The sequence below is a fragment of the Marinobacter sp. P4B1 genome (assembly GCF_001447135.1).
GTDB classification, from domain to species: domain Bacteria; phylum Pseudomonadota; class Gammaproteobacteria; order Pseudomonadales; family Oleiphilaceae; genus Marinobacter; species Marinobacter vinifirmus.
In genome coordinates this window covers 191,353-213,306 of the sequence record NZ_LLXM01000010.1, presented here as the reverse complement: position 1 = coordinate 213,306, position 21,954 = coordinate 191,353, and the positions used below count along the sequence as shown (strand labels likewise).

Annotated in this window: 16 protein-coding genes and 2 pseudogenes; 1 reads left to right on the top strand and 17 read right to left on the bottom strand. The window is 58.5% G+C overall.

The window, feature by feature from the left end:
• Positions 1-29: 29 nt before the first annotated feature.
• The 17 genes and pseudogenes from AQ621_RS17990 to leuC all read right to left on the bottom strand — a co-directional run.
• A pseudogene (locus tag AQ621_RS17990) lies at positions 30-1,688 on the bottom strand (DNA translocase FtsK); the annotation flags it as partial.
• A gap of 381 nt (positions 1,689-2,069) precedes the next feature.
• Positions 2,070-2,468: pseudogene (locus AQ621_RS17985) on the bottom strand (DNA translocase FtsK 4TM domain-containing protein); the annotation flags it as partial.
• 161 nt (positions 2,469-2,629) lie between these two features.
• The gene (locus AQ621_RS07055) at positions 2,630-3,853 is read right to left on the bottom strand and encodes an O-succinylhomoserine sulfhydrylase (protein ID WP_058340854.1); all 1,224 of its coding nucleotides are present in this window, start codon (positions 3,851-3,853) and stop codon (positions 2,630-2,632) included.
• 21 nt (positions 3,854-3,874) lie between these two features.
• Positions 3,875-5,398 (bottom strand): amidophosphoribosyltransferase, encoded by a 1,524-nt coding sequence (purF, locus tag AQ621_RS07050; RefSeq protein WP_058340853.1) that lies wholly within the window; start codon positions 5,396-5,398, stop codon positions 3,875-3,877.
• Between the two features lie 34 nt (positions 5,399-5,432).
• Positions 5,433-6,002, bottom strand: a complete 570-nt coding sequence (locus tag AQ621_RS07045) for a CvpA family protein (RefSeq protein ID WP_058340852.1) — start codon at positions 6,000-6,002, stop codon at positions 5,433-5,435.
• Between the two features lie 103 nt (positions 6,003-6,105).
• Positions 6,106-6,765, bottom strand: a complete 660-nt coding sequence (locus AQ621_RS07040; RefSeq protein ID WP_058340851.1) for an SPOR domain-containing protein — start codon at positions 6,763-6,765, stop codon at positions 6,106-6,108.
• Positions 6,766-6,855: 90 nt separating this feature from the next.
• On the bottom strand, positions 6,856-8,166 hold the full coding sequence (gene folC / locus AQ621_RS07035) for a bifunctional tetrahydrofolate synthase/dihydrofolate synthase (RefSeq protein WP_058340850.1): 1,311 nt from the start codon (positions 8,164-8,166) through the stop codon (positions 6,856-6,858).
• Entirely contained in the window at positions 8,147-9,076 is a 930-nt protein-coding gene (accD, locus tag AQ621_RS07030) for an acetyl-CoA carboxylase, carboxyltransferase subunit beta (RefSeq protein WP_058340849.1), read from the bottom strand. The genes folC and accD overlap by 20 nt, the downstream gene beginning before the upstream one ends.
• Positions 9,077-9,114: 38 nt before the next feature.
• On the bottom strand, positions 9,115-9,924 hold the full coding sequence (gene trpA, locus AQ621_RS07025; protein ID WP_058340848.1) for a tryptophan synthase subunit alpha: 810 nt from the start codon (positions 9,922-9,924) through the stop codon (positions 9,115-9,117).
• A 17-nt stretch (positions 9,925-9,941) separates the two neighbouring features.
• Positions 9,942-11,138 (bottom strand): tryptophan synthase subunit beta, encoded by a 1,197-nt coding sequence (trpB, locus tag AQ621_RS07020; protein WP_173637038.1) that lies wholly within the window; start codon positions 11,136-11,138, stop codon positions 9,942-9,944.
• Between the two features lie 4 nt (positions 11,139-11,142).
• Complete coding sequence (locus AQ621_RS07015; protein WP_058340846.1) at positions 11,143-11,772, bottom strand: phosphoribosylanthranilate isomerase; 630 nt, start codon at positions 11,770-11,772, stop codon at positions 11,143-11,145.
• Entirely contained in the window at positions 11,769-12,677 is a 909-nt protein-coding gene (gene truA, locus AQ621_RS07010) for a tRNA pseudouridine(38-40) synthase TruA (protein ID WP_058340845.1), read from the bottom strand. The genes AQ621_RS07015 and truA overlap by 4 nt, the downstream gene beginning before the upstream one ends.
• 87 nt (positions 12,678-12,764) lie before the next feature.
• Positions 12,765-15,854 (bottom strand): FimV/HubP family polar landmark protein, encoded by a 3,090-nt coding sequence (locus AQ621_RS07005; protein WP_058340844.1) that lies wholly within the window; start codon positions 15,852-15,854, stop codon positions 12,765-12,767.
• Positions 15,855-16,167: 313 nt separating this feature from the next.
• Entirely contained in the window at positions 16,168-17,283 is a 1,116-nt protein-coding gene (gene asd / locus AQ621_RS07000; protein ID WP_058340843.1) for an aspartate-semialdehyde dehydrogenase, read from the bottom strand.
• Positions 17,284-17,409: 126 nt separating this feature from the next.
• Positions 17,410-18,483, bottom strand: coding sequence for a 3-isopropylmalate dehydrogenase (gene leuB / locus AQ621_RS06995; protein ID WP_058340842.1), 1,074 nt, complete (start codon positions 18,481-18,483; stop codon positions 17,410-17,412).
• Positions 18,484-18,500: 17 nt separating this feature from the next.
• On the bottom strand, positions 18,501-19,148 hold the full coding sequence (gene leuD / locus AQ621_RS06990; RefSeq protein WP_058340841.1) for a 3-isopropylmalate dehydratase small subunit: 648 nt from the start codon (positions 19,146-19,148) through the stop codon (positions 18,501-18,503).
• 17 nt (positions 19,149-19,165) lie between these two features.
• Positions 19,166-20,584 (bottom strand): 3-isopropylmalate dehydratase large subunit, encoded by a 1,419-nt coding sequence (gene leuC, locus AQ621_RS06985; RefSeq protein WP_058340840.1) that lies wholly within the window; start codon positions 20,582-20,584, stop codon positions 19,166-19,168.
• Positions 20,585-21,072: 488 nt separating this feature from the next.
• Between leuC and AQ621_RS06980 the strand changes: the two genes are divergently transcribed.
• Complete coding sequence (locus AQ621_RS06980) at positions 21,073-21,954, top strand: LysR family transcriptional regulator (RefSeq protein ID WP_058340839.1); 882 nt, start codon at positions 21,073-21,075, stop codon at positions 21,952-21,954.

Sequence of the window (21,954 nt, the reverse complement as noted above, 5' to 3'; positions counted from 1 at the left end):
CCTTCAAAGCACCTAGCATAGTTGATCTCCTAGTCTCGTGGCGGCGGGGGCGCCAGCACTTCACGTGCGCCATTGTGTCCCGCCGGACTGACCACACCGGAAGCTTCCATGGCATCCACCAGATTGGCGGCCCGGTTGTAGCCGATTTTGAATTTACGCTGCACCGACGAGATCGACACCCGCCGGTTTTCTGTGACAAAGGCCACCGCCTCGTCAAACAGGGCATCCCCTTCGTCTCCACCGCCCCCTTCCGAGAGGGTTGGAACGCCCGGCAGATTCTCGCCCTCGGCGCCATTAAGGACGTCGTCCACGTACTCCGGTTCGCCCCGGGCTTTCCAGGCGCTGACGACCCGATGCACTTCGTCATCGTCCACAAAGGCGCCGTGAACCCGAACCGGCAGGCCGGAGCCCGGCGGCAGGTACAGCATGTCACCGTGGCCCAGCAGCTGCTCTGCCCCGCCCTGGTCCAGTACTGTGCGTGAGTCGATCTTGGACGACACCTGGAACGAAATCCGGGTCGGGATGTTAGCCTTGATCAGGCCGGTAATCACGTCCACCGACGGCCGCTGGGTGGCCAGGATCAGGTGGATACCCGCCGCCCGGGCTTTCTGGGCGATTCGGGCAATCAGCTCTTCCACCTTCTTGCCGACAATCATCATCATGTCTGCGAATTCGTCGATCACCACCACGATAAACGGCAGGGTGTCGAGTTCCGGGCGTTCCTGCTCGTCATTGGCCAGGTATTCGTCCGGTTTCCAGAGCGGGTCCAGCAAGGGTTCGCCTTCGGCGCGGGCGTCCTTCACCTTCTTGTTGTAACCGGCAATGTTACGCACGCCCAGATTCGCCATCAGGCGGTAGCGGCGCTCCATCTCGGCCACACACCAGCGCAATGCATTGGCGGCTTCTTTCATGTCGGTTACGACCGGCGCCAGCAGGTGGGGAATGCCGTCGTAGATGCTCAGCTCCAGCATCTTCGGGTCCACCATGATGAAGCGGACTTCTTCCGGAGTCGCCTTAAGCAGCATACTCAGCAGCATGGCATTGACACCCACAGACTTACCGGAACCGGTGGTACCGGCCACCAGCAGGTGGGGCATCTTGGCCAGGTTGGCCACCATGGGGTTGCCACCGATATCATTACCCAGTGCCAGGGTCAGCGCAGACGACGATTCGGTAAATACCCGGGCTCCCAGCACCTCGCTCAGGCGCACGATTTCCCGCTCTTCGTTCGGTATCTCGATACCCACTACGGATTTTCCGGGAATCACTTCCACAACCCGAACGCTGAGCACCGCCAGGGAGCGGGCGAGGTCTTTGGCCAGGTTGGAAATCTTGCTGACTTTCACCCCGGCCGCAGGCTTGATCTCGAACCGGGTAATGACCGGCCCGGGGTTTACTTCTACAACCTCGACGGACACCCCGAAATCGGCCAGCTTTTCTTCCAGCAGGCGGGACATGTGTTCCAGGGATTCCTCGGAGTAGCCTTTTTCTTTGTGCTCTTCGGCCGGGTCCAGCAGGGAAATGGGCGGAATCGGGCTCTCGATGTCCTCGAGGAGCGACGCCTGCTTGTTGGAAGCTTTCTTATCCGACGGTTTCTGCTCGTCTTTCTTGAACGGAGAAATCTTCAGGGACCGGCTGGCTTGAGGAGCCGGTTTGTCGGAGCTGAGAGCCGGCTCGGGCCGGGGCTCGTCGACTTCACGGGAGCTGAAGCTTTCCAGCTGCACCGGTTCCGGGTCTACATTGGCAAGGCCCTCCAGCCCGGGTTCTTTACGGACTTTCGGTGCAGGCGCCTTCTGCTCTTTGTTGGCGACCTTGGCGCGGCGGCGGAACAGACGGTTCCACCAACGCTCGGATTTTGGTTGGGTGCTGTCCGGACCTTCATCAGCCACCTTGTCCCGAATAACCGGCGGCTCGGGTTCCGGCTTTGCGGGCCGTTCGGGTTTCTCGGCTTTGTCACCCGTGCGGGTGAACAGAGCCTTCACGGCCAGCCCGGCTTTCAGGGTTAAGGCCCCCACCTGGTCCATGAGCCGGAACCAGGACAAACCAATGGTGACCGTCAGGGCAAACAGGAAGATCGCAATTAACAGCAGTGTAGTGGCCGGCAAGTTAAAGAAGCGCACCATGGCTTCCGACACCGCCATACCCATGACACCACCGGAGGATTCCCCCAGCCCGAACACCGAATACAGTGACAGCAGGCTGGTGGCAGAGAGCAGGATCAGCAGGAAGCCACCGAAGCGCACCATGAACAACGGCCAGTGCAAATCCAGTGACTGGTTACGCAGGCGAATAAGCATGACTGCATAACCGGCAATCATGGCAGGAAACAGCCAGGAAACGTGGCCGAAGAAATCCATCAGCAGGCTGGCTAGCCAGGCGCCGGTACGCCCTGCGTAGTTCTGTACGCTGGTGTCGTGGCCGATACTGGCCCAGCCGGGATCAGACGGGCTGAAGGTAAACAGGGCCATGGCCAGATAGATGCAAAGCACTATCAGGCCGATGACAGCCCCTTCACGGGCGCCCTGTGCCATCAGGCGGCGAAAGCGTTTCTGTTTTTCCGTCAGCTCGGCTGATACTGCTTTTTTCGCTTTAGCGGATTCCGCCATGAATGCCCAAACCGTCAGTGAGTTTAATCTTTCAGTGCCTGAAAACCTCGATCCAGATCGGTTTTCAGGTCATCTATGGCTTCTATGCCAACAGACAACCGAATCAGGTTTTCGGTGATGCCTGCCTTGGCCTTGTCTTCCGGCGCCAGCCGCCCGTGGGTGGTGGTTGCCGGATGGGTGATGGTGGTTTTCACATCGCCCAGGTTTGCGGTGATGGAAATCATCCGGGTGGCATCGATAAACCGCCACGCCTGCTCCCGCCCGCCTTTCACCTGGAACGACACCACACCGCCAAAACCGTCTTGCTGACGTTTGGCCAGCTCGTGCTGGGGATGGCTTTCCAGGCCGGCATAGAACACCTTTTCAACCTCCGGATGCTGTTCCAGCCAACGAGCCAACTCTAACGCATTGGCACAGTGAGCTCGCATACGAATCGGTAAGGTTTCCAGGCCCTTCTGGAACACCCAGGCGTTGAACGGGCTCATGGTGGGGCCGGCAGAGCGGATGAAACCGTAAATTTCGTCCAGGTACTTTGCCGGGCCAACAACCACGCCGCCGACACAACGGCCCTGACCGTCCAGGTACTTGGTGGCCGAATGCACTACCAGGTCTGCGCCATGTTCCAGCGGCCGCTGCAGCACCGGGGTGCAGAAGCAGTTATCCACCACAAACAGGGCATCGTTGGCATGGGCCAGTGCCGACAGTGCAGCAAGGTCGGCCACATCACACAAGGGGTTGGAGGGGGTCTCGATGAACAGCATGCGGGTTTCCGGCCGCACCGCGGCCTGCCACTGTTCCATATCCGTCAGCGACACAAAGGTGGTTTCCACCCCGAATTTTGCCATGTACTTCTGGAACAGCACGTTGGTGGTGCCGAACACGCCCCGGGAGCAAATCACATGGTCCCCGGCTTTCAGCAGCGCCATACAGGTGCTGAGAACCGCCGCCATGCCGGAGGCGGTGGCGACGGCTTTCTCGCCGCCTTCCATCGCCGCAATCCGGCCTTCGAAGGCCTGCACCGTGGGGTTGGTAAAGCGGGAATAGATGTTACCCGGCTCCTCGCCTCCAAAGCGCGCCGCCGCCTGGGCGGCACTGCCGTAGACAAAGCTGGATGTCGGGAAAATCGCATCACTGTGTTCCAGCTGCCCGGTACGGATCTGCCCTGCCCTGACCGCCAGGGTGTCCACAGACATGCCGTCCAGGTCCGATTCCGGAATCCAGAGCTGTTCTTCGCGGCCGTAAGTCATCGGGTTCTCCTGGTGCTGGGGTCAGTCTTCATCATTGTGCAGGTCGATAATACCGTTATCTTCATCCATCACCTGGCCACCGGAACGCTTGGTGTCGTTGCGCTGGTCTTCCAGGCGCGCCAGGTAGGCGGCATCGACATCACCGGTCACGTATTCGCCGGTAAATACCGAACATTCCCAGCCATCGATATCATCATTGACGTCGTCCACACAGGCCACCAGGTCTTCAAGGTCCTGGTATACCAACCAGTCTGCGCCAATCAGGTCGCGAACTTCCTCAACCGTGCGGTCGTGGGCAATCAGTTCATTGGCAGACGGCATGTCGATGCCGTAAACGTTCGGGTAGCGTACAGGGGGCGCAGCCGAGGCAAAGTAAACGTTGCGGGCGCCGGCGTCCCGGGCCATCTGCACGATTTCCTTACAGGTGGTGCCGCGCACAATGGAGTCATCCACCAGCATCACGTTCTTGCCGCGGAATTCCAGGTCAATCGGGTTCAGCTTCTGGCGCACGGACTTCTTGCGCATCTTCTGGCCCGGCATGATGAAGGTACGGCCGATGTAACGGTTCTTGATGAAGCCTTCGCGGTACTTCACGCCCAGCTGGTAAGCCATCTGCATGGCAGAGGTACGGCTGGTGTCGGGAATCGGAATCACCACGTCGATGTCGTGTTCCGGGCGTTCGCGCAGCACTTTGTCAGCCAGCACTTCACCCATACGCAGGCGGGCCTTGTACACAGACACGCGGTCCATGATGGAATCCGGGCGGGCAAAGTAAACGTGCTCGAAAATACAGGGGTACAGCTTGGGCGCCTCGGCGCACTGTTCGCTGTAGAGGGTGCCGTCGGTTTCAATATACACCGCCTCGCCCGGTGCAATATCGCGCACCATGGTGAAGCCGGCCGCGTTAAGGGCCACGCTTTCAGACGCGATCATGTATTCCTTCTGGCCGTTTTCGTTCTCGCGCACACCGTAGCAGGCCGGGCGGATACCGTTGGGATCACGGAATCCGACAATGCCGTAGCCGGTAATCATGGCGATAACGGCATAGGCACCGCGACAGCGCTTGTGCACGGCCCGCACCGCCGAGAAGATCTCATCCTTGGTGGGGTTCAGCTTGCCCTGCTTCTGCAGTTCGTGGGCGAACACGTTCAGCAGGACTTCGGAGTCGGAATTGGTGTTGATATGGCGCAGGTCGGTACGGAACAGGTCCTCGGCAAGGTCGTCGGCGTTGGTGAGGTTGCCGTTATGGGCCAGGGTAATGCCGTAAGGGCTGTTCACGTAGAACGGCTGGGCTTCTGCCGAGCTTGAGCTGCCGGCAGTCGGATAACGGACATGGCCGATGCCCACGTTACCCGCCAGGCGGCGCATGTGCCGGGTGTGGAATACATCCCGAACCAGCCCGTTGTCCTTGCGCAGGTAAAACCGGTTGTCCTGGAAGGTCACAATTCCCGCCGCATCCTGGCCACGGTGCTGAAGAACGGTCAGCGCATCGTAAAGCAGCTGATTAACGTTGGAAGTACTGACAATACCGACAATGCCACACATGGCTGGGCAACTCTCCGAGTGTTAGAACTGAATGTTATCGGGATGCAGACGCGGGTTGCACGTCTTCGATTTCGTTAGCAGGTACGGGTTGTTCCTGCGCTTTGTCTGCCGGCCCGAGAAAACGGGCAAATTCATCCCCCAGTGTCCGGCGTGACCAGTCTTCGACTACTGCAAGCCGGTCAATCATCACTGAGGTTTTCCACCAGGTATCCTGTGCCAGCGGTGTGTATCGGGTAAATGCGATAGCGACGATAACCACCACCACGCCCCTCAGCAGGCCAAACCCCATGCCCAGCACCCTGTCTGTCGCGGACAAACCGGTGGCCCGGACCAGGTGGCCGATCATGTTATTGATGATCGCACCGATAATCAGGGTGCCGAAAAAAAGAATCGCGAACGCGGCGATCAGCCGCACTAACGGTGTTTCAACCGAAGATTCCAGCAGCGATTGCATCTGGGGGTGAAAGGTTCGGGCGATGATAAACGCGCCAATCCAGGTTACCAGCGACAGGGCTTCTTTTACGAAGCCACGCTTGAGACTGATAACCGTGGAAACTGTAATGAGGGCAATGATGACCCAGTCAATCCAGATCAGCGTTTCCATGAACATCCCGGTGTAGAAAAGGAAACGCGAATTCTATCAGGAAACCGCACCGCACCAAACTGCAGAGTGCCCAAAACAGCGGTTGATTTCCGGCGCCGGCGGATTATTTACCGCCAGTGGTCACCAGGCTGTTCAGATTGAATTCCTTGTCGAGTACGGCCTTTGCCTTCCTGGCCTCAGCTTCGCTCACAAAGGGGCCGCTGAACACGCGGGTCAATTCGGTGTCACCACGGGTCACTTGCTGCAGGTGTGCTCCGTACTCCATCTCGATCACCTTGTCCCGCAGGCGACGGGCATTATCGGCGTTGCCGAAGCTGCCAAGCTGAACAATCCAGGCTCCCTCAAGGGTTTTGGAAAACTCCTTGGGTTGCTCGGGCTCACTGGCACTGGCCACCGGTTCGGTTGCCTGCTGTGGCTCTGGCGCTTGCTGTGGTTCTGCCTGCGGAGGTGTTTGCGCAGGAGTTGCTTCCGCAGCTGTTTGAGAAGCTGGCTCTTCAACTGTTTCCGCCACCGCGGCATCGGCCTCTGCAGGCTCTTCAACCATTCGGTAACCGACGCTCGAATCGTCTGTTTCAGGCTCTTCGAAATTCCGGGCGTCCGGCTGGGCCGGCATATCCACTTCCGGGAACGGCGGCTCTTCAGGGATGGTGATCGGTGTGGACTGACGTTCCGAGTGCGGCTCATCAAAAATCATCGGGACAAAAATAACCGCCAATGAAATCAGTACCAGCGCGCCGATTATCCGTTGCTTCAATCCATCCACCGTTGACGGCTCCCGTTCATTATCCGTTCACCACGATACTAACCGCCACCTGCGCCAAGTCCAAGCCCACCGCACAGGAATGGACAAAGTTTAAGAACCGGCACCCGCCAACTTCGCCCGGGCCTCGGCAACGGTATAGAAAGAACCGAACACCACGATACAGTCATCCGGACGGGCATTGGCGATAGCCGCATCCAACGCCTGACTGACCGAACTATAGCCCTCACCATCGGTGATGCCACAGGCGCGCGCATGGGAGACCAGCTGGTCAACGGCAAGGCCGCGGGGAACATCCAGCCCGGCGAAATACCACTGATCGGCCACAGACTTCATGGCCGTCATCACGCCTTCTACGTCTTTATCTGCCAGTGCCGCATAAACCGCATGCACCTTTGAGCCTGTACGGCGACCGGCCGAGACCTGCCCGGAAAGCCAGCGCGCCGCGTGGGGATTATGGCCAACGTCTACCCGTATAAACGGACTGCTACCAAGCAGCTCGAATCTCCCGGGAACACTGACCGTTCGGGCAATATCACCCAGCGATGACGGCGCCACATCTGGCAGCAACTTACGCGCCAGCACAACCGCTGCGGCAACACTTTGTACCGGCAGGGGGCCGGCCGGAAGCTTGATGTGATCTCCCGCTACGGTCAGTTCAACGGTATTGGCATCACCATTGGCTGGTGCCAGCTGGTAATCCCTTCCGGTTACCTGAAGGTTCACTTTCTGCGCGGCCGCTTGCTGAAGAACGGAAGCCGGTGGCTCCGGGTCGGCACACACGGCAAAGATTCCGGGCCGTAAAATGCCGGCCTTCTCAAAACCGATCACTTCCCGGTTATCACCCAGAAAGCCGATGTGGTCGATATCAATGGAGGTAATGACTGCGAAATCAGCATCGAGTACGTTCACGGCATCAAGCCTGCCGCCCAGGCCAACCTCGACTATCCAGTCTTCCACGCCGGCATCGGCAAATGCGACAAACGCAGCCAGGGTGCCGAACTCGAAATACGTCAGGGATACCTTGCCCCGGGCTTCTTCCACTTTCTCGAAAGCGCTCACCAAGACCGGGTCTGAAATATCTGTGCCATTCAGGCGAACCCGTTCGTTGTAGTCCTGGAGATGCGGAGAGGTGTAAGCCCCGGTGGTGCGGCCCGCTGCCAGCAACAGCTTTTCCAGGGTGGCAACTGTGGTGCCCTTGCCATTGGTACCCGCCACGGTAATGATCCGGGCATTGGGCTTGCGCGGGAACAGGCGGCGAAGAACCACCAGAACGCGGTCCAGGCCAAGGTCGATTTCGGTAGGATGGATGGCTTCAAGCCAGTTCAGCCAGTCCTGAACGGAAGCCCCGGCGCCGGGGCTGGATGCCGGCGCCGGAGAGGGATCAGTGCCCGGAGGGTTCATCTGTATCGGGTTTCTCGGTAATTTCGAATTCGATCGGAGCCTCGGTCCCCGGCTTCTCACCACCGGTGAACTTGGCCAGCAGGTGGGCAATACGCTCACGCATGTTATGACGGTGCAGGATCATGTCGATGGCACCGTGCTCCAGCAGGAATTCGCTGCGCTGGAAGCCTTCCGGCAGTTTCTCACGCACGGTTTGCTCGATAACGCGCGGGCCGGCAAAACCGATCAACGCATAGGGCTCGGCAATGTTCAGGTCACCCAGCATGGCCAGGCTGGCAGACACACCACCGAATACCGGGTCGGTGAGCACGGAAATGTAGGGAATGCCCTCTTGCTTCATGCGCTCGAGGACCGCAGCGGTTTTCGCCATCTGCATCAGCGACAGGATCGCCTCCTGCATACGGGCACCACCACTGGCAGAGAAGCACACCAGCGGAATACGGTGCTCCAGGGCCACATTGGCAGCCTGGACGAACTTCTCACCCACTACCTGGCCCATGGAACCGCCCAGGAAATTAAATTCAAAGGCGCAGGCTACCAGCGGAACACCCATGGTCGTGCCTTTGAAGGCCACCAGTGCGTCTTTCTCGCCCGTGGCTTTCTGGGCCGCCGACAGGCGATCCTTGTAACGCTTGGTGTCTTTGAACTTCAGGCGATCGGAAGGCTCGAGTTCTGCAGCGATTTCCTCACGGCCGTCTTTGTCCAGGAAGATATCCAGCCGACGGCGGGCGTTTACCCGCATGTGGTGGTTACACTTCGGGCAAACGTCGAGATTCTTCTCGAGCTCCGGCTTGTACAGGAAGGCGCCACACTTGGGGCATTTTTTCCACAAACCTTCCGGCACGCCGGTACGCTGCCGTGATTCCGAGCGAATCTTGCTCGGCATGATCTTTTCCAGCCAGTTACTCATGCTTTCATCCTGTCCTTTGATGCCTGGACGCCGTTAACTCAGGAGAGACTGTCCAGAGCCTCGCGCATCGGGTGCAACAGATCGGTCAGGGCCTTACGAAGACCGTCCGGATCTGTCTGGTGTCGGGCTATTGTATCCACCAGCACGCTGCCAACAATTACACCATCGGATACTCTGCCTACTGCGGCGGCAGTTTCTGCATCGCGTATACCGAAGCCGACACCCACCGGCAGAGCGGTCAGTTCGTGCACATGCGCTACTTTCCGGGCCACTTCGTCGACGTCAATGGTGGCAGAGCCGGTCACACCCTTGATAGAAACATAGTACACATAGCCGGAAGAGTGCTCACTGATTGCCCTGATTCGTTCATCCGTGGTGGTCGGCGCCAGCAGGAAGATCGGATCCAGCTTGCGCTCGGCGAACAGCGGGGCCACCTGATCTGCCTCTTCCGGCGGGAGGTCTACCGTCAGCACCCCATCAAGGCCCGCATCGGCAGCCCCATCGGCGAACGCCTCATAACCCATGGCTTCCATGGGGTTGAGGTAGCCCATCAACACAACCGGCGTGTCACTATCGGTTTTTCTGAACTCTTTCACCATACCCAGCACATCGCGCAGCGACGTGTTGAACTTCAGCGCCCGCTCACAGGCCAGCTGGATAACCGGGCCGTCTGCCATCGGGTCCGAGAACGGCACGCCCAGCTCGATGATATCGGCACCGGCCGCCACCAGTGTGTGCATCAGGCCCACGGTCTGATCCGGGTGCGGATCACCGGCCGTGATATAGGGGATCAGGGCCTTCCGGCCCTGCTCTTTCAGTGATTTCAGTACACCTTCAATTCGGCTCATGCCTGCTCCTGATACCTTCAGATCTCGATGCCATCCAATTGGGCAATGGTGTGAATATCTTTGTCGCCACGACCGGAGACATTGATGACCAGCATTTGGTCTTTATCCATAGTAGCAGCCAGCTTGAGTGCGTAGGCCACCGCATGGGCAGACTCCAGTGCCGGCATGATACCTTCAATACGGGTCAGTTTGCGGAAACCGTCCAGTGCTTCTTCATCGGTTACCGAAACGTAGTTGGCGCGGCCAACATCCTTCAACCAGGAATGCTCGGGCCCTACGCCCGGATAGTCCAGGCCTGCGCTGACCGAATGGGTGCCGGCAATCTGGCCATTTTCGTCTTCCATCAGGTAAGTACGGTTACCGTGCAGTACGCCCGGGCGGCCGGCACACAGGGGTGCGGCATGCTGGCCGGTTTCAATGCCCAGGCCACCGGCTTCCACGCCGTAAAGTTCAACAGATTCGTCGGTCAGGAACGGGTAAAACATTCCGATTGCGTTGGAACCCCCACCCACGCAGGCTACCAGTGCATCCGGCAGTTTGCCGGTTTTCTCCAGCGACTGGCGACGGGTTTCACGGCCGATCACAGACTGGAAGTCGCGCACCAGCAACGGGTACGGATGCGGGCCAGCCACGGTGCCGATGATGTAGAACGTCTCATCGACGTTCGCTACCCAGTCACGCATGGCATCGTTCATGGCGTCTTTCAGGGTTTTGGTACCACTCTCAACGGCATGCACCGTGGCACCCAGCAGTTTCATCCGGTACACGTTAAGGGACTGGCGCTTGACGTCTTCAGAGCCCATAAACACGTGGCATTCGAGACCCAGACGGGCACACACGGTAGCCGTGGCCACACCATGCTGGCCGGCCCCGGTTTCCGCAATAATGCGTTTCTTGCCCAGGAAGCTGGCCAGCAACGCCTGGCCGATCGTGTTGTTCACCTTGTGGGCGCCGGTGTGGTTCAGGTCTTCCCGTTTCAGCCAGATCTGGGCACCACCGGTTTCCCGGGTCAGGCGCTCGGCAAAGTAAAGAGGGCTTGGGCGACCTACATAATCAGCGAGATCCTTGTCGAACGCAGCCTGAAACTCAGGGTCGTCTTTCAGGCGCAGATACTCCCGCTCGAGCGTCATCAGGGAGTCCATCAGGGTTTCCGATACAAACCGGCCACCAAAGGCACCGAAGTGGCCTTTCGCATCGGGAAGCGCTTTGAGCATTTCTTCAGTCAGTTTTACAGACACGGTGAACCTCTTTAATGAATTCGGATAGTTTGGTGGCGTCTTTCCTGCCTTTACTCTGCTCTACCCCACCACTCACATCGACAGCCCAGGGCCGTACCTGCTCGATAGCGCTGGCTACGTTAGCAGATGACAAACCACCGGCCAATATCAGGGGCAGCGGCCGTTGTTCCGGAATCAGCTGCCAGTTGAAGGAATGACCTGTACCGCCGTAACGGTCCGGATCCCAGGCATCCACCAGCAGACCACAGGCATTCTGGTAGTCCACGAAGGCCTGTTCGATCTGGCCGGCTTCCTGAACCCGGATCGCTTTAATCCAGCGCCGCCCGAAAGAGGCGCAGAATTCCGGCGTTTCGTCGCCGTGAAACTGCAACAAGTCCAGCGGCACCTGTTCAAGCACCTGTTTGACGAACGCTGGCTCCGGATTAACGAATAGCCCGGTCAGCGTGACAAAGGCCGGAATCCTGGCCGCAAGTTGTTTTGCCTGCTCTGCAGAAACAGCCCGGGGGCTCTTGTCGAAAAACACCAGGCCAATGGCATCTGCACCGGCGTGAATGGCCGCTTCCACATCCTCTGGCCGGGTCAGGCCGCAGATCTTAACGCGGGTTGTCATGATTCCGTTACCGGCTGTTTCGGGTGAATATGGCTTGGCGGAATGGGCTGGTTCCCCTCGGCTGAAAACCAGGGACTGGCGAAACCGGGCCCGCACAGGGCTTTCGGAATACCATACCCGTCAGGATACCCCACATCCACCAGATAAAGCCCGTGTGGCGGTGCAGTGACCCCGGCAAGCTTGCGATCCCTTGCCTCAAGCACGTCGCCAACCCACTCCACCGATTCCTTTCCTGTGCCCACATCCATCAGGGCACCGGCTATATTCCGAACCATATGGTGCAAAAACGCATTGGCCTGCACATCAATTACGACATAACTGCCGCTTCGGGTTACCGAAATCCGCTCCATGTAACGCACCGGCGTACGGGACTGGCAGCCGGCTGCCCGGAATGAGGTGAAATCGTGCTCGCCGATAAGTGCCTGGGCGGCCTGGTGCATTCTGTGCTCGTCCAGCGGGCGAAAGTTCCAGCTCACCTGCCCTCGCTGGATTCCCGGCCTGACCGCGTGGTTGTAGATGATATACCGATAGCGGCGGTAAACCGCAGAAAAACGGGCATGAAAGTCATCGACCCCGTTGCCGGCCCAGTGCACGGCAATGTCATCGGGCAAGGCTGTGTTCATACCCATCACCCAGGACCGGAGGTTTCGTACCGAGGGAGTATCAAAATGGGCAATCTGAAAACTGGCATGCACCCCGGCATCGGTCCGGCCGGCACACACCAGGTCCACCGGATGATCAGCCACCTTTGCCACAGCCTTTTCCAGTTCGGCCTGCACTGATCGCACACCGCTTTTCTGGAGCTGCCAGCCATGGAAGCGCCGGCCGTCGTACTCAAAGGCAATGGCAACACGGCCATTACCGATGGCGTTATCTGTGGTCAGGGGTTGTGGAATAAGAAACAAGGGTCAGCCCGGAATGATGTCTTCTGAAAAACAAAGCGCCGGCACAAAGGCCGGCGCTGTTGCCACGATGGAACTGATTATAACGGATCAGGAAAGATTTTTAAGGAGCTCCTGCGCCTCGGCTTTCTGATCATCGTTACCTTCCAGTGCAACTTCCTCCAGGATGTCACGGGCACCGTCGCTGTCACCCATCTCGATGTAGGCACGGGCCAGGTCGAGCTTGGTGGCCGCCTCATCGGTGCCGGCCAGGAAATCGAAGTCGTCGTCTTCAAGATCGCTTTCGTCGATATCCAGTCCGGTAGCGGGAGTAACCGCCTCGTCTGACGCGCCCTCTTCCGGGATTTCCGGAATTTCTGCGTCAGTGCCGGACGCCTCAGCCTCAGGTTCAGGCTCAACAACCGGCAAATCGCCAAGAGGGTCTTCTTCGGTCTCCAGTTCCTGCAGGGCATCTTCAAGGCCCAGTTCTTCGTCGACCTCCGGGCTCTCGCTGTCTTCAGAGAATTCTTCCATCAGGGCCAGGTCTTCGTCGGAAACGTCCAGCTCCAGCTCTTCAAGGGAAGAATCTTCAAGGTCCAGCTCTTCCAGGGAGTCTTCCTCGCTGGATACTTTCTCCAGCTCGGCATCCAGCTCGTCCAGGAAGGATTCGTCCAGCGACTCGCCCTCGAGGCCGAGGTCGACCTCTTCTTCAGCAGGCAGCTCGCTTTCGGATTCGCCGGTGACAGGCTTATCCAGATTGTCCAACTCTTCCGCCTGTTCCGGTTCACCCAGCTCTTCAAGCTCACCCAGCTCCAGACTCAGGTCTTCCTCGTCCGCCTTTTCGGGCTGCTCGGAATCCAGCTGGTCCAGACCGGCATCTTCAGCGTCCAGTTCGAAATCGGAGAGATCGAATTCAACGGAATTGTCGTCTGCATCGGTTTCGAGTGAGCTGTCGGATTCCAGCTCGCCGAACTCGTTTTCTTTCACTTCATCGGCAGCGGCTTCAAATTCATCCGCCTTGAGCTCATCAGACAGGGACCAGTCTTCTTCCGGCTCCTGCTCCGGTGTCTCGAAGGAAAGTGCCTGCTCCGGTTCGTTATCCGTCAGACTGAAGGAATCGGAACGCAGCTGGGACTCCAGGTCATCAATGCTGGGCATGGACTCCGCTTCGTCCAGACGGCTACGAATGGCTTCCGCTTCCTGCAGGGCGGACTCGTCTTCCAGCGCCGCTACTTCACCGTACTGCTTCTCGAACGCATCGCGGTCCTGGTTATCTGCATAGACAGACAACAGCTTCAGTCGCAGGTCTGCACGGCTGGGCTCGCGGGAAATTGCGGTTTCCAGGACTTCGATGGCCTGATCGTTACGACCGTAGGCAATGTAGGTCTCGGCTTCTGTCAGCGCATCGGCAGTTTCTTCCTGGTCGCTGCCGGCAACAGCCGCTGCAGGGCCAAGGTCTACCGAATCATCTGCCGACTCGTCTTCACCACGATTGAACTCATCGTAGAAATCCTGCTCGCGCTTGGCGTTTTTGCGAGCCACCAGTAGCAGAAGCAGGAGCAACAGAATTAGGCCACCACCCAGCGCAATCTGGTACATCGGGTTGCCCAGAATGGTGTCCATCAACTGACCAAAGAAACCTTTCTCTTTGGCAGGTGCAGTCTGCGACGGCTTGGGCTGAGGCTTGGTTTCTTCCTGAGCCGGGGCTACAGCCGCTGCAGGGGCGCCGGCTTCAGCAGATGCTGTCGCTTCTGCAGACTCGGCGGTTTCACTATCACCTTCGCCTTCAGCAGCACTGGCTTCCGCTTGCTCGCCAGCACCAGACATTGCGGCAGTCGTATCCGCGCTGCCCTCAGCCATGCCAGCCTCAGTATCAGTATCAGCACTTTCACCTTCCCGGGCCACAGCGCTTTCGCCGGCCTGAGTCGTCGGTTCTTCTGCGTCAGCAGACTCCGTATCCGCGGCGGTTTCACCATCAGCATCGGCGTCCGTACCTGCGGCACCGGCCTGGGCACTGTCACCCTCGGCCACGAGCGCCGCAGCAGCAGCTTCTTCCTGGGTCATACCCTGAAGTTCCGCCAACTGGCTATTCTTCAGCTCGAGCAGGCGCTGCAGGGTCTGAACCTGTTCCTGCATATCCTGCAGGCGACTGGACAGCTCTTCGTTTTCACGACGAGTCGCATCCAGCTCTTCCATGGCAACGGCATTACCGGCGTCTGCACCGCCAGCCTGTTCGCCATCGCCACCGGCTGAACCGCCTTCGTCATCGGTACGGGGAGAGGTTTCTTCCTCGGCTACCAGCAGTTTCAGTTCGTCGGTGCCGTCGGCGCCGGCTGTGCCAGCTGCCTGTGCCGGAGCGGATTCCGCCTGGGCGACACGGGTTGCATCAACAGGGCGTGGAGACTGGAATTCCTCGTTCTGTCGGGCTACAACACGATTGGCCTCGGCTTTGGTGCGGCGCTGAATCTGATCAAGGGTCGGCGCACGAAGTACCTGGCCGCGCTTCAGCTTGTTGATATTGCCGTCGATGAAGGCATCCGGATTGAGATCCTGGATGGCCAGCATCATTTGCTGCATGGACACAGAACTATCCGGCCTCATGCGCTGGGCAATCGTCCAAAGCGTGTCAGACGGTCCCGTCGGGCCAAAGCTGTCAGGCTGATAGCCCCGGGCCGGCGCACGCTGAACAGCCGCTTCACGACGAACAGATTCCGGACTGCGAGTGGTGGTTTGACGTGCCGGCGCAGATGCCGCCGACGATACAGGGGCACTCACCTGCTCCCGCACACCGGATTCCTCGGCATAGACCGGGGGATCAACCAGAACCGCATATTCCCGCATCAGGCGACCGTTGGGCCAGGTCAGTTCCAGCAGGAAGTTCAGGTATGGTTCACGCACCGGTTCACGGGACGACACGTTAATGGCAAGGTTGCCATCGGAGCCCGTTACCACCTCGAACTTCAGTTTGCTCAGAAACTGGTTCCGCTCCAGACCTACCCGTTGATAAGCAGCCTCCGGTGCCACATTGACGAATACATCACCCGGATCCACACCCGCACTCTGTCTGAGTGAGATTTCTGCGTCCAGGGGCTCATTCAGCCAGGACTGCAGTTCGATTTCACCGAGTCCCAGGGCCTGTGCCATGCCGGAGCCAAGCCCTCCCGCCAGCGCCAGGGCAACCGCAAGCTTGCGTACCTTCATGCTTTTTCCTTTCCAGTCTCCGTTATTCGTTACTGCTGACTTTCAACAGAATCGGACGAGGTTGGATGACGTTTCGTCTTGTTATTTCTCGTTTTTATATCGTAAGTCTAACTATGGTGGGGAAAGTATTGATGATAAGTCCCCTTTTATCAATCAATCAGCTGCAATCCTTGCACTGATTCCTGACCTGTCAGGCGGAACTCCTTACTGCCCTTGAAAATAACAGGGGCGGACGCTGAAATCAGCCTCCGCCCCCGACCGGTTTGCTAAAAACCGGACACAGTTGGCATTAATTGCCCCTGCGTAACATTTCTTAACGCTCTTGCAGAATCCGCAGCATGCGGCGCAGCGGTTCAGCGGCGCCCCAAAGCAGCTGGTCACCCACGGTGAACGCTGAAATGTATTCCGGCCCCATGGCCAGTTTCCGGATGCGCCCAATAGGAATACTCAGGGTACCGGTCACCTTGGTCGGGGTCAGTTCCTGCATGGTGGCGTCACGATCGTTAGGGATCACCTTCACCCAGTCGTTGCCCTTGGCCAGGATGCCTTCGATTTCAGAAACCGAAAGATCCTTCTTGAGCTTGATGGTCAGCGCCTGGCTGTGAGAACGCATAGCGCCAATACGCACGCAGATACCATCAATGGGGATCGGGTTGCCGGAGCGGCCCAGAATCTTGTTGGTCTCCACTCCCGCTTTCCACTCTTCCTTGCTCATGCCGTTATCGAGCTGCTTGTCGATAAACGGAATCAGGCTGCCGGCCAGTGGCACACCGAAATGCTCGGTGGGGAAATCGCCGGAACGCATGGTGTCGGTCACCTTGCGGTCGATTTCCAGGATGGCGGATGAGGGATCGGCCAGCTCTGATTTCACGCTCTCGTTCAGGGCGCCCATCTGGTTCAGCAGTTCACGCATGTTCTGGGCACCAGAACCGGAAGCCGCCTGGTACGTCATCGGAGAAACCCACTCGATCAGGTCCTGCTCCAGCAGGCCACCCAGGGCCAGCATCATCAGGCTGACGGTGCAGTTACCACCAACGTAGTCCTTCACGCCTTTATCAAGGGCGGAGTCGATCACGTTACGGTTAACCGGGTCCAGCACGATCACGGAATGATCCACCATCCGCAGGGTGGATGCGGCATCAATCCAGTAGCCTTCCCAGCCCGCATCACGCAGCTTCTGGTAAACCTCGGTGGTGTAATCGCCGCCCTGACAGGTCACGATCACATCCATGCCTTTCAAGGTATCGATATCAAAGGCGTCCTGCAGAGGAGGAACACCTTCCTTGCCTACGTCCGGGGCCGGCTTCCCTGTTTGGGAAGTGGTGAAAAACACCGGATCGATATCGGCAAAATCGTTTTCTTCACGCATGCGCTGCATTAGGACTGAGCCTACCATGCCACGCCAACCTACAAGTCCAACTCGCTTCATGTGCGACCTTTGAACCTCACATTATGCCCGCCCATTACCGTTATCGCTGGCAGGGACAGGATGGATGATCCCGCAGCGGCAGCATCGCGCCGCTGTCGGGTCTCGGTTTGCCGGATCAAGCCTGGCTTAAAGTGCGTTCAGAACCGCCTCACCCATTTCGCGGGTGGAGACCTTCTGGCCGCCGTCAGACATGATGTCTGCGGTACGCAGGCCCTGATCCAGCACCTTGCTGACCGCCGCTTCAATCGCTGCTGCGGCTTCTTCCTCATTCAGGCTGTAACGCAGCATCATGGCTGCACTGATGATGGTGGCCAGCGGATTGGCAATGCCCTTACCGGCGATATCCGGTGCCGAACCGTGACAAGGCTCGTACATGCCCTGCTTTTCAGAGTTCAGCGACGCAGACGGCAACATGCCGATAGAGCCGGTGAGCATAGCCGCTTCGTCAGAAAGAATATCACCAAACATGTTGCCAGTCACAATCACATCGAATTGCTTCGGCGCACGAACCAGCTGCATGGCAGCGTTGTCCACGTACATGTGGGACAGCTCCACGTCGGGATATTCGCGCTTAAGGTCTTCCATGATTTCCCGCCACAGCACGGTCACTTCCAGCACGTTGGCTTTGTCTACGGAACACAGCTTCTTGCCCCGTTGCTGGGCCGCCTCAAATGCAACCCGGCCAATCCGGCGAATCTCGGATTCGGTATATTGATAGGTGTTGTAACCCTGGCGCTCACCGTTCTCCAGCTCACGCACACCACGGGGCTGGCCGAAATAGATACCGCCGGTCAGCTCGCGCACGATCAGGATATCCAGCCCGGAAACCACTTCCGGCTTCAGGGAAGACGCAGACGCCAGCTGCGGGTACAGAATGGCCGGGCGCAGGTTGGCAAACAGCTGCAGGTTAGAACGCAAACCCAGCAACCCCTTCTCCGGGCGCTTGGCCATCGGCAGGCTGTCCCACTGGGGACCACCTACAGCCCCCAGCAGAATGGCGTCGGCCTTGCGGGCCTTCTCCAGGGTCTCGTCCGGCAGCGGAGTATCATTGGCATCGATGGCCGCACCACCGACCAACGCGCTGTCAAAGCTCAGGCCAAGAGCAAACTGTTCGTTAACCTTGTGCAGAACCTTTTCTGCCTCGGCAACAATTTCCGGACCAATGCCGTCACCCGGCAGAAGCAATACATTACGGGACATATCCAATTCCTTGTTAATCAATTTCCAGCGTTAAACAGCCAGGGAGCCGTCTTGCGGCGAGCTTCTTCGTAGGCACGAATGGTATCGGCATCTTCCAGCGTTACACCAATGTCGTCCAGACCATTCAGCAGACAGTGGCGACGGAAGTCATCCACATCAAAACCAAACGACTCGCCAGACGGCGTGGTCACGGTCTTGGCTTCCAGGTCAACGGTCAGCTGGTAGCCCTCGTTCGCTTCGGCTTCCTTGAACAGCTTGTCGACAACTTCTTCATCCAAAACAATGGGTAACAGGCCGTTCTTAAAGCAGTTGTTGTAGAAGATATCGGCAAAGCTCGGGGCAATGATCACCCGGAAACCGAAATCATCCAGCGCCCAGGGCGCGTGTTCACGGCTGGAACCGCAACCGAAGTTGGCCCGGGCCAGCAGTACACTGGCGTTTTTGTAACGGTCCTGGTTCAGCACAAAATCCGGATTCAGCGGACGGCCAGCACAATCCTGGTCCGGCTTGCCTTCGTCCAGGTAGCGCAGTTCATCAAACAGGTTCGGACCAAAGCCCGTGCGCTTGATGGACTTCAGAAACTGCTTGGGAATAATCATGTCCGTGTCCACGTTGGAACGGTCCATGGGGGCTACAATGCCCTGGTGTTGCGTAAATGCGCGCATGGTCTCTCTCCTGTGGCTCAGTGCATCAATTCACGGACATCAACGAAGTGGCCGGTTACCGCAGCTGCAGCAGCCATGGCCGGGCTCACCAGGTGGGTACGCCCACCAAAGCCCTGACGACCTTCGAAGTTCCGGTTAGAGGTAGACGCACAATGCTCGCCCTGCCCCAGCTTGTCGGCGTTCATGGCCAGACACATGGAGCAACCCGGATCACGCCATTCCAGACCCGCCTCGATAAAAATCTTGTCCAGGCCTTCCTGCTCCGCCTGCGCTTTAACCAGGCCGGAACCCGGAACCACCATCGCCTGCTTCAGGCTGGAAGCCACCTTGCGGCCTTTCACCACCGCAGCCGCTTCGCGCAAGTCTTCAATCCGGCTGTTGGTGCAGGAACCGATAAACACACGATCCAACTGAATGTCGGTGATCTTCTGGTTCGGCTGCAAGCCCATGTACTTAAGCGCGCGCACAATGCCTTCACGCTTGATGGGATCTTCTTCCTTCGCCGGGTCCGGCACATTGCCGTCGACACCGGTTACCATCTCCGGAGACGTACCCCAGCTCACCTGCGGCTGGATAGCCGTGCCATCCAGCTCAACCACCTTGTCGAAAACCGCGTCGTCGTCGCTGTGCAGGGTGCGCCAGTATTCAACGGCCTTGTCCCAGGTCTGGCCTTTGGGAGAGAACGGGCGGCCTTTCACATACTCGATGGTGGTGTCATCTACCGCCACCATACCCACACGGGCACCGCCCTCGATGGCCATGTTGCAGATGGTCATCCGGCCTTCCATGCTCAAACCACGGATCGCCTCGCCACCAAACTCGATGGCGTAACCGGTACCGCCAGCGGTACCGATCTTGCCGATGATGGCCAGAACCACATCCTTGCCGGTCACACCCGCGCCAAGTTTGCCGTTCACCTTCACCAGCATGTTCTTCATCTTTTTCTGAACCAGGCACTGGGTGGCCAGAACATGCTCAACTTCAGAGGTACCGATACCGTGGGCCAGGCAACCAAAGGCGCCGTGAGTAGAGGTATGGGAATCCCCACACACAATGCTCATGCCCGGCAAGGTTGCACCCTGCTCCGGCCCGATCACGTGCACGATGCCCTGGCGCTGGTCCTTGATCTTGAATTCCAGGATCCCGAATTCGTCGCAGTTCTTGTCCAGGGTTTCCACCTGGGTGCGGGAAACCGGATCGACAATGCCATCGATGCCCCGATCACGATCGGTAGTCGGCACGTTATGATCCGGTGTCGCGATGTTGGCATCAATCCGCCAGGGCTTGCGGCCGGCAATGCGAAGGCCTTCGAATGCCTGCGGTGAGGTTACTTCGTGAAGCAACTGACGGTCGATGTAAATCAACGCGGAGCCGTCGTCCCGCTGTTTGACCAAATGGTCGTCCCACAATTTGTCGTATAAAGTCTTGCCCGCCATGGTTCTCTCTCACTCTCTGGGGGTTTCTGTTTCTGCTTTGATGCCTCTATCTTACTCTTCCGTCTGACATAACCTCAATTCATCTTTTTCATCCATCGCATTCCCTTTGGTTATGCTCTATATTCCAGGTAATCCGGAGTTTGGCGTTAACTTCGATCCAACTCCGTGCCGGGCGCACGTTGGTGGGGCCCGCTTCCCAAAAGGCGCTCAAGCCATCCATGGGCGCTTGTCTCCGGCCATCCATGGCCTCCGAAACTTTTGGGAAGCGGACCCCACCAACGCGCTCGAAACGCCGTGCAAATGCCCACACCAGACGGCCTATTCAATTGTCCGCGGAGCGGCTTCAGGGCCCCCTCCCAAAAATGTGCGGAGCCATGGATGGCGGAGCCCAAGCGTCACACGGACGTGCCGAAGGAGCGTTTTTTGGGAGGGGGCCCTGAAGCCGCTCCCAGCTCCCCAACAAGAGGTAAGAAGCAAGGGGGTACATAGTGGATCCAAACGCACTGAAGGCATTCCTGACAATCGTAGACCAGGGTTCCTTCTCGGAAGCCGCAGAAGCCCTGCACCTGACACAGCCGGCTATCAGTAAACGCCTTGCGGCCCTGGAAAACCAGCTGGGCACCAAGCTGATAGAACGCGGCCACCGGGAAATCCGTGTCACCGAAGCCGGCGCCAGGCTGCTGCCCCACGCCAGACGCATCCTCGATGAAATCCACAACGCCCGCATGGCGCTGTCAGCCGACGACGGCATCATCAGCGGCGAACTCGAAATCATCGCCAGCCACCACATTGGCCTGCACCACCTCCCGAACTGGCTGCGACGGTTCGTCAGTGACTACCCGGAGGTAACGGTCAACCTGCAGTTTATGGAATCCGATGCCGCTTACAGTCAAATGCTCAAACGTAACGCAGAGCTGGCGTTTGTCACACTCAGTGACAGCATGGGAAGCGAGTTCGTGGTATACGAACAGTGGTCTGATCCTATGGCCTTTGTGGTGGGCGCCGGCCATGAGCTTGCAGTGGGTAAAAACGCCAGTCTTGAAGACCTGGCCCAGTATCCCGCGCTGCTGCCAGACACCACCACGGCAACGTACCGGGCGGTCAGCCGCTTGTTTCTGGAAGCCAACCTTCCGCTCAAACAGCAGATCCCCACCAACTATCTTGAGACCATCAAGATGATGGCCAGTGTAGGCCTTGGCTGGAGTGTGTTGCCGGTGAGCATGGTGGATGAAAGCTTGCACCAGCTGGACACCGGGTTTCCGGTCAGCCGGGTGCTGGGGGCGGTGGGCCTGTCAGGCCGGCATCTGGGCCCGGCGGCGACCGCCCTGCTCGGTATTGTTCATGACGAAGAAGCAAACCAAACAACCTGA

Coding starts and splice junctions, on each gene's coding strand:
- AQ621_RS07055 (WP_058340854.1), bottom strand. CDS start 3,853: ATGACTTACGGCCGCGAAGAACAGCTCTGGATTCCGGAATCGGACCTG.
- purF (WP_058340853.1), bottom strand. CDS start 5,398: ATGTGTGGCATTGTCGGTATTGTCAGTACTTCCAACGTTAATCAGCTG.
- AQ621_RS07045 (WP_058340852.1), bottom strand. CDS start 6,002: ATGGAAACGCTGATCTGGATTGACTGGGTCATCATTGCCCTCATTACA.
- folC (WP_058340850.1), bottom strand. CDS start 8,166: ATGAACCCTCCGGGCACTGATCCCTCTCCGGCGCCGGCATCCAGCCCC.
- accD (WP_058340849.1), bottom strand. CDS start 9,076: ATGAGTAACTGGCTGGAAAAGATCATGCCGAGCAAGATTCGCTCGGAA.
- trpA (WP_058340848.1), bottom strand. CDS start 9,924: ATGAGCCGAATTGAAGGTGTACTGAAATCACTGAAAGAGCAGGGCCGG.
- trpB (WP_173637038.1), bottom strand. CDS start 11,138: ATGCTCAAAGCGCTTCCCGATGCGAAAGGCCACTTCGGTGCCTTTGGT.
- AQ621_RS07015 (WP_058340846.1), bottom strand. CDS start 11,772: ATGACAACCCGCGTTAAGATCTGCGGCCTGACCCGGCCAGAGGATGTG.
- AQ621_RS07005 (WP_058340844.1), bottom strand. CDS start 15,854: ATGAAGGTACGCAAGCTTGCGGTTGCCCTGGCGCTGGCGGGAGGGCTT.
- asd (WP_058340843.1), bottom strand. CDS start 17,283: ATGAAGCGAGTTGGACTTGTAGGTTGGCGTGGCATGGTAGGCTCAGTC.
- leuB (WP_058340842.1), bottom strand. CDS start 18,483: ATGTCCCGTAATGTATTGCTTCTGCCGGGTGACGGCATTGGTCCGGAA.
- leuD (WP_058340841.1), bottom strand. CDS start 19,148: ATGCGCGCATTTACGCAACACCAGGGCATTGTAGCCCCCATGGACCGT.
- leuC (WP_058340840.1), bottom strand. CDS start 20,584: ATGGCGGGCAAGACTTTATACGACAAATTGTGGGACGACCATTTGGTC.